The 6,441-nt window shown below is 49.2% G+C and carries 8 protein-coding genes; 4 read left to right on the top strand and 4 right to left on the bottom strand.

All coding sequences use genetic code 11. The annotated features are described in order from the left end of the window. Nucleotides 1-175 precede the first annotated feature (175 nt). The 4 genes from L0156_06075 (at nucleotide 176) to L0156_06060 (ending at nucleotide 4,002) form a co-directional block, all read left to right on the top strand. A complete protein-coding gene (locus L0156_06075; GenBank protein MCI0602562.1) occupies nucleotides 176-1,939 on the top strand; it encodes a 30S ribosomal protein S1 in 1,764 nt (587 codons plus the stop codon). Between the two features lie 33 nt (nucleotides 1,940-1,972). After that, nucleotides 1,973-2,257: an integration host factor subunit beta gene (locus tag L0156_06070; GenBank protein MCI0602561.1), complete on the top strand. Its 285-nt coding sequence runs from the start codon at nucleotides 1,973-1,975 to the stop codon at nucleotides 2,255-2,257. Between the two features lie 58 nt (nucleotides 2,258-2,315). Then, the gene (locus L0156_06065) at nucleotides 2,316-2,792 is read left to right on the top strand and encodes an HIT domain-containing protein (GenBank protein MCI0602560.1); all 477 of its coding nucleotides are present in this window, start codon (nucleotides 2,316-2,318) and stop codon (nucleotides 2,790-2,792) included. Nucleotides 2,793-2,862: 70 nt separating this feature from the next. Next, nucleotides 2,863-4,002: an acyl-CoA dehydrogenase gene (locus tag L0156_06060; GenBank protein MCI0602559.1), complete on the top strand. Its 1,140-nt coding sequence runs from the start codon at nucleotides 2,863-2,865 to the stop codon at nucleotides 4,000-4,002. 42 nt (nucleotides 4,003-4,044) lie between these two features. Here the strand turns inward: L0156_06060 and L0156_06055 are convergent, their stop codons facing one another. From L0156_06055 to L0156_06040, 4 genes are all read right to left on the bottom strand, one after another. Next, on the bottom strand, nucleotides 4,045-4,449 hold the full coding sequence (locus L0156_06055) for a phosphopantetheine-binding protein (GenBank protein MCI0602558.1): 405 nt from the start codon (nucleotides 4,447-4,449) through the stop codon (nucleotides 4,045-4,047). Nucleotides 4,450-4,484: 35 nt separating this feature from the next. Then, a complete protein-coding gene (locus L0156_06050) occupies nucleotides 4,485-5,126 on the bottom strand; it encodes a nitroreductase family protein (GenBank protein MCI0602557.1) in 642 nt (213 codons plus the stop codon). Beyond that, nucleotides 5,123-5,866, bottom strand: coding sequence for an SDR family oxidoreductase (locus L0156_06045; protein ID MCI0602556.1), 744 nt, complete (start codon nucleotides 5,864-5,866; stop codon nucleotides 5,123-5,125). Before L0156_06045 ends, L0156_06050 begins: the two co-directional genes overlap by 4 nt. A 28-nt stretch (nucleotides 5,867-5,894) precedes the next feature. After that, nucleotides 5,895-6,441 (bottom strand): beta-ketoacyl-[acyl-carrier-protein] synthase II (locus tag L0156_06040; GenBank protein MCI0602555.1); only part of this gene is annotated, 547 nt, incomplete at its 5' end.

Genomic DNA, 6,441 nt, shown 5'->3' with positions numbered 1-6,441 from the left:
TTCCTCAAAAAGCTGCTTTTTCGGGCAGCACTTCGGGCGGAACCACCCTGGAGGATCAAGAAGAATGGGGAAATCCGCCACCAGTCTTACTGAGTTCAAAGTATGCTTTTCAGCCCCTTTGTATCTGAGAATCATGCTGAGAATTTAGTTGTTTTTTAAGGAGGTACCATCCTAAATGTTAGAAACACCCAACACGCCAGGACACTCCGTCAAAGGAGGTGAAAGAAGGAGTGAATCGGCCAAAACAAACCTAGAAGATTTATCAAACAATCAATATGAAAAACTCCTTCAGGAGTATGAAAGCAAATATCAAAATCTCGTAGAAGGCCAGATCATTAAAGGCCGCGTTCTAAAAATCACAGAGGGAGAAGTTTTCGTCGACGTAGGGCACAAATCGGAAGGAATTGTGCCAATCCGTGAAGTCCTGGGAACGGATGGCAAAGTTACCGTAAAGCCCGGTGATGAAATCTCTGTTTTGATGGAACAGAATGAAGAAGTCGATGGATATTTGTTGCTTTCGCGCGAGAAAGCGGAACGCATTCGTGTATGGGATCTTGTCGAAAGCGCGTATCGCGACGATCGTGTCCTCACGGGTCGCGTTGTTGAAAAGGTCAAAGGTGGCCTCTCCGTAGATATCGGAGTTCGTGCATTTTTACCCGGCTCGCAGGTAGACATCAAGCCGATTCGCAATCTTGATCATTTCGTAAACCAGCAGATTCGGGTCCGCATTTTGAAGCTGGATCAAAAGAAAGGAAACATCGTTCTTTCGCGCAAAGCTGTCGTGGAAGAGGAACTGGATACGGTTCGCAAAGACGTTCATGAATCGCTGGAAAGCCACAGGCCTGTGAAAGGCACGGTCAAAAACATCACTGAGTACGGTGCGTTTGTAGACCTGGGAGGCATTGATGGCCTGATTCACATCACGGATATGTCCTGGGGGCGTGTCAATCATCCTTCCGAAATATTCAATGTGGGCGATCAAATCGATGTGGTTGTTCTTAACTACGACCCGGAAAACAACAAAGTATCGCTCGGCTACAAACAACTGCAACCGGATCCCTGGCATGCAGTGATTGAAAAATATCCGGTAGGAGCCCGAGTTAAAGGAAAAGTGATTAATCTTGCCGATTATGGCGCTTTTGTGGAGCTGGAAAAAGGTGTCGAAGGTCTCATTCACATTTCGGAAATGTCCTGGAATGAGAAGATCAAACATCCTTCCAAAATACTTTCCATTGGAAATTTGGTGGAAGCTGTTGTACTGAGCATCGATGCATCCAACAAACGAATTTCACTTGGATTGAAGCAAACGGAGCAGAATCCATGGGAAGTCTTAAAGGAAAAATATCCGGCGGGAAGCGCAATCACAGGACGCGTGAAAAACATTACGGATTTCGGCGTGTTTGTGGAAGTCGAAGATGGAGTTCATGGATTGATTCACATCAGCGATCTGAGCTGGAGCAAACGCGCAAAGAATCCGAGTGAGTATGTACGCAAAGGAGATCGAATTTCCGCAAAAGTGCTGGAAATTGATCCGATAAAGCAGCGTTTATCGCTCGGATTGAAACAAATGCAGCCCGACATCTGGTCCGAGTTTTTCCGCAAATACAAAGTCGGTGACAATGTGGAAGGGCGCATCGTCAATTTGACGAACTACGGAGCATTCGTGGAGTTGGAAGACGGCATCGAAGGACTTGTTCATGTTTCGGAAATGGGTATGGAAAGGGTCGAAAATCCTCAAGAGCATTTTCAGTTGGGAGATATTGTAAAAGCTAAGATCATCAAGATGGATCAAGGCGAAAAGAAAATCGGTTTGAGCATCAAAGAAGTGCAGATGGAAGAGGAACGAAAGATGATCGAAAGTTACAAATCCAGCGATAAAGTTACATTATTGGATCTTGCGGGTGGAGAACTTATCAAACCGCTTGATAAGGATAATTAACGAAAGAGGGGCGCCGTGGAAACTACGAAGTTGATGACCAAAGCGGACTTGATCTCGGAAGTTTCTAGAATCGCCGAATTATCCAAGAAAGACGCGGAAAATATTGTGAACGTTTTTCTGGATCGTATCGTAGATGCGCTCAAAGATGGCGAAAAAATTGAGTTGCGGGGGTTCGGTTCTTTCAAGCTGCGCCGCCGCAACAGCCGGATCGGCCGCAATCCCAGGACCAGCGAAGCTGTTCAGGTTCCTGCAAAGAAAGTTCCTTATTTTAAACCGGGAAAGGATCTGAAAAAGCTCATTAATAAAGCAAACGTTTAAACAATGTACCGCGGGCGTCCCGCCCGCGTCCGGAGCCGGCCGGAGGCCGGCGGTACAAATGAATTCTATTCTATCTCCCTGGAGATTTGACTACGTGACTGGTGCCACTCAAAAAGGCGGCTGTGTATTCTGTCTTGCGATTGAAAATACGGATCATCCGGATTCACTGATCATTCATCAGGCTAAACATAATTTCGTACTCCTGAACCGTTATCCCTACAATAACGGACACATGATGATTGCGCCTTACAAGCATCTTTCGAATCCGGTGGAAGTAGAACCTGAAATTCTGGAAGAGATGATGGGTTTGTTTCAACGCGGTATTCAAGCGCTTCGTGCGGTGTACAGACCGGACGGTTTCAATATGGGAATGAACCTGGGAAAGTGCGCCGGCGCCGGCATAGAGGAGCATTATCATTTGCATCTCGTCCCTCGCTGGAATGGTGACACCAGTTTTATGTCTACTCTGGCTGAAACCCGCGTAATCCCCGAGGACTTCTCCATCACTCTCACCAAATTGCGACCACTTTTTTAACGCAAAGACACAAAGTCGCTAAGACAAATATTCTCTTTGCGTCTTGGCGTCTTTGCGTTAAATTCTAAACATGGATTTTGATTTCAACGAAGAAGAGCAGATGCTTCAGCAGCTTGTGCGGGATTTTGCTGAAAATGAAGTGAGGCCGCTGGCTGCTGAGATTGATCGCACGGGACGGTTCCCGTCCGAAACAATTCGCAAAGCGGCGGAGCTTGGTTTAACCGGTATCAGCATCCCGGACGAATATGGCGGCGCCGGGCTCGGGAGTCTCGCAACAGTCATCGCGATCGAAGAAATTTCGAGATGTTGCGCAGCAACCGGCGTGATTCTCTCTGTGAATAACAGTCTTGTGTGCGATCCGCTACTAAAGTTTGGCAATGAGGAACAAAAGGAGCGGATTCTAAAACCTCTGGCATCAGGTGAAAAACTTGGCTGCTTCGCATTAACAGAACCACAAGCAGGAAGCGATGCGTCCAACTTGCGGACTACGGCCGTGCGGGATGGCGATGACTATATCGTCAACGGCCAAAAGGTGTGGATCACGAACGCGCCGAATGCAGATTGGGCCCTTGTTTTTTGCCTGACCGAACGAACGGACAAGCATCATGGCATTACCGCGTTGATGATCCGCAAAGAGACTCCTGGTTTTTCAGTTGGAAAGCATGAAGAGAAGCTGGGTATTCGCGCGGCAGTATCGGCCGCTTTGCATCTGGAAAACTGCCGGGTGCCGGCGGCTAACAGGCTGGGTCAGGAAGGGGATGGTTTTAAGATTGCGCTGTCCACGCTGGATGGTGGCAGGATCGGGATTGCCGCGCAGGCAGTGGGTATTGCACAGGGCGCTTACGAAGCGGCACTCAATTATGCGAAGCAACGGACCGCTTTTGGGAATCCTGTGGCATCCTTTCAGGCGATTCAATTCATGCTTTCAGATATGGCAACGGAAATCGAAGCGGCACGACTTCTTGCGTACAGAGCGGCTCTCGCGAAGGACTCAGGAAAGCGTTTCAGTAAAGAAGCATCAATGGCAAAGCTGTTTGCATCCGAAACGGCCATGAAACACACGATTAAAGCCGTGCAAATCCACGGCGGTTACGGTTACAGTACTGAATTTCCGGTGGAGCGCGCGATGCGCGATGCAAAAATCACCGAAATCTACGAAGGCACCTCAGAAATCCAGCGGCTCGTCATCGCCCACTCCATCCTCTCATAATCTTTTAACGCAGGGACGCAGAATCGCAGAGAGAAAAGAATTTTATTCCCTGCGCCCCTTCGTCTCTGCGTTGATGAGCTTTTCTTCGACAAGGCGCACAAGCGTATTGACGGTGATGTAGGAATATACATCGCGCATCATGACTTCCGTCGCGTCCTTTAGCTCGGGCAGCCATTCGCTTAGCTTCTCGATCGACTCCGCTGAGAGATGCCCATTTTGCGTGGTTTGTGCTTGTGAAAAATCGGCTCGCACCAGTAGATCCAGTTTGGGATCCCGCAAACGTGTGCTGAATCGTTTTTCCAGACTGAAGATCATGTCCAGAAAATCCAGGGAATCCGCTCCCAGATCGTCAATTAACCGGGATTCGGGCCGGATCTCCTGTTTGCTGATTGCAAGACTTTCAGCAATGCAATCCTGTACGGCTGTAAAAATCTCTTGTCTATCCATTTAATTATGATTAAAGATTACGATCATGATCACGATTACGATCCAGGATTATTTACCCAGCGAAGGACGGCTTTTGCTTGTTTACGTGTTGTGACAACCGGTTCTTCTGCGGAATAGCCTACTGCGATCAGCGCAGCAAGATCCCAGGAAGCCGGAATCGTAAGAATTTCTTTCAGCTGTTCTGCCGCGACCAGCGGCCCGGTCATGCAGGAAGTACCCAGGCCGCAGGAATGGGCGTACAGCATCAGATTCTGTATCGCCAGAGAAGTGGACGTCAAACCCGAGTAGTATTCCATCCTTCTAATAGTTTCGAATGAATCCTTTGGCAGATCGTTCCTGATGAGATTGGACAGGACAGCAATTTCACGAAAGGCGGCCGCAATGACAACGGGAGCGCCCTGAAAACGCACAAAGTAATCTCCATAAGCGCGAAAGGCATCCATGTATTGCGGTTCGATATGCGCCACGATCTGATCGATCGATCGCGAGACCGCCTGTGCCATTTTTTCGATCGTGTTCCTATCGTCCGTAACAAAGAATCGCCAGGGCTGTTTATTGCTTGCGGAGGGAGCAGTGATCGCCATGTCGATAAGCTCCCGGATTCGTTCGCGTCCTGGATGTTCGGACTGAAAGGACCGCACCGAGCGGCGGGAGATCATTGTCTCACGCAACGTCATAACGAGAAACCACCATCTGCTGTAAACAATCCGCCGGTCAAAAAGGAAGCGCGATCGGAAAGCAAGAACACGACAAGTTCGGCAATCTCGGCTGCTGTGCCGAAACGCCGCAACGGAATCTGCCGTCTGATCTCCTCGCCCGCGAATTCCTGCGTCTGGCGAAACATTTCCGTATCGACCGGTCCAGGGTCGACACAGTTCACTCTCACTCCCTTACGCCCATACTCCAGTGCCAGCGCTCTGGTAAGGGCTGCCAGGGCTCCCTTTGTTGCAGCATACACCGATTGACCGGATCCAACGCGGGAATTCGTCACCGATCCGACATTGACAATCGAGCCGCATTTCCGTTCCATCATGTGTGGAATGATGTAGCGGCAACAGTAGATGGCTCCAACAAGATTCGTTTGAATTTGCTGATCGATCATCAAATCCGTTTGTGAAAGGAGTAGCCCTTGTAAGTTGATTCCGGCATTGTTGACCCAGCCTTCAATCGCTAAGCCATGTTCCAGTAATCCATCGCACGCGTGAGCGATGGAGTCAGAGCTTCTTACGTCAAAAGGCAAGAGAAAAGCCGAATCAGGACGGACCCGATTCAGTTCGTCACAAAATGCATGGGCGCTTTCTTCATTTTGTAAGTAATTGATTCCTGCCGTGCCGCCTTCCCGCACGCATGCTGCCGCAATTGCTTTTCCAATTCCTCTGGATGCGCCCGTAACGATGATCGTCTTGCCGGTTAGCATGAGGTTACATTGAGACCGTGATGTGTCTTCATTCTATTACATTTCGGAGAACCAAGGACGCGTTTTGGCCGCCAAACGCAAAAGAATTCTTCAAGAAATACGTCACATCTGCTCTTCTTGCTCCTTCCCGAACGTAATCCAGGTCGCAGGCTGGATCAGGGGTTTCAAGATTGATGGTGGGATGGATGAAGTTTCTTTGCGCGCAAAGTATTGCAGCTGCGATTTCCATTGCGCCGGCAGCGGAGATCAAATGCCCGATCATCGACTTTGTTGAGCTAACAGGTATCGATTCGGCTCGCTTCGCGAACACGCGATGGATCGCTTTCGTTTCTACAACGTCATTTTTCGGCGTGGAGGTTCCGTGCGCATTAATGTATGTGATTTCCGCGGGCGCAACACCCGCATCCAACAACGCGCGTTGTATAGCAACCATCGCTCCTTCTCCTTCCGGATGGGGTTCACTGATTCCGTGAACGTCAAACGAAGTTCCATATCCAACCACTTCCGCGTAGATTCGGGCCCCTCTTTCTACAGCTTCACTCCATTGTTCCAACACCAGCATGGCCGCGCCTTCT

The organism is bacterium (assembly GCA_022616075.1).
Taxonomy (GTDB): domain Bacteria; phylum Acidobacteriota; class HRBIN11; order JAKEFK01; family JAKEFK01; genus JAKEFK01.
Note: the sequence above shows the minus strand (reverse complement) of the source record. Positions and strands in the feature narration are given on the sequence as shown.

Coding starts and splice junctions, on each gene's coding strand:
- L0156_06075 (MCI0602562.1), top strand. CDS start 176: ATGTTAGAAACACCCAACACGCCAGGACACTCCGTCAAAGGAGGTGAA.
- L0156_06070 (MCI0602561.1), top strand. CDS start 1,973: ATGACCAAAGCGGACTTGATCTCGGAAGTTTCTAGAATCGCCGAATTA.
- L0156_06065 (MCI0602560.1), top strand. CDS start 2,316: ATGAATTCTATTCTATCTCCCTGGAGATTTGACTACGTGACTGGTGCC.
- L0156_06060 (MCI0602559.1), top strand. CDS start 2,863: ATGGATTTTGATTTCAACGAAGAAGAGCAGATGCTTCAGCAGCTTGTG.
- L0156_06055 (MCI0602558.1), bottom strand. CDS start 4,449: ATGGATAGACAAGAGATTTTTACAGCCGTACAGGATTGCATTGCTGAA.
- L0156_06050 (MCI0602557.1), bottom strand. CDS start 5,126: ATGACGTTGCGTGAGACAATGATCTCCCGCCGCTCGGTGCGGTCCTTT.
- L0156_06045 (MCI0602556.1), bottom strand. CDS start 5,866: ATGCTAACCGGCAAGACGATCATCGTTACGGGCGCATCCAGAGGAATT.